At 79.0% G+C, this 563-nt stretch carries 1 protein-coding gene; it reads right to left on the bottom strand.

Annotated elements, in window-relative coordinates:
- The coding region (locus GTR00_RS22340) for a heparan-alpha-glucosaminide N-acetyltransferase domain-containing protein (RefSeq protein ID WP_166613656.1) at nt 1-563 on the bottom strand (563 nt) is incomplete at both ends.

The following is a 563-nucleotide window of genomic DNA, read 5'->3' as shown; positions in this document are numbered from 1 at the left end:
CCGCCAGGCCCCCGCGCGCCACCGCCAGGCCCAGCAGCAGGTACCCCGTCCAGCCGAGCACCGGGTAGTAGCCCGTCAGCAGCAGCGTGCGCAGCAGCTCCAGCGGGTGCGCCAGGTCCAGCAGCGTCGGCTGCTGGTAGGTCGGCTCCAGCGCGTGCGCCGCGCGCAGCCACCAGCCCGCCACCGGACCGGCCACCAGCCACGCCGCCGCCAGCACCGCCAGGCGCCGCGCCGGCCACCACAGCACCGGCAGCACCAGCAGGAACGCCACCCCGTAGTACGGCAGGATGATCGCCACCCGGCTGCCGGCGCTCACCAGCGCCAGGCCCAGCAGCGCCACCAGCGCCCCGCGCACCGCGATCCCCAGCCGCGCGGCCGAGCGCGGGCGCGCCGCCGGCGGCGTGCGGCGCGTGGACAGCCCCAGCGACACCCCCGCCAGCACCCCGAACAGCCCCGAGGCGCGCCCGTCCGCCAGGTCGAACAGCGCGCCCGGCAGGCCCGGGGCGCCCTCCGGCACCACGTGCGCGGTCATCATCCCGGCGATCGCCACCGCGCGGGCCAGG

The organism is Kineococcus indalonis, from assembly GCF_009906395.1.
GTDB classification, from domain to species: Bacteria; Actinomycetota; Actinomycetes; order Actinomycetales; family Kineococcaceae; genus Kineococcus; species Kineococcus indalonis.
Note: the sequence above shows the minus strand (reverse complement) of the source record. Positions and strands in the feature narration are given on the sequence as shown.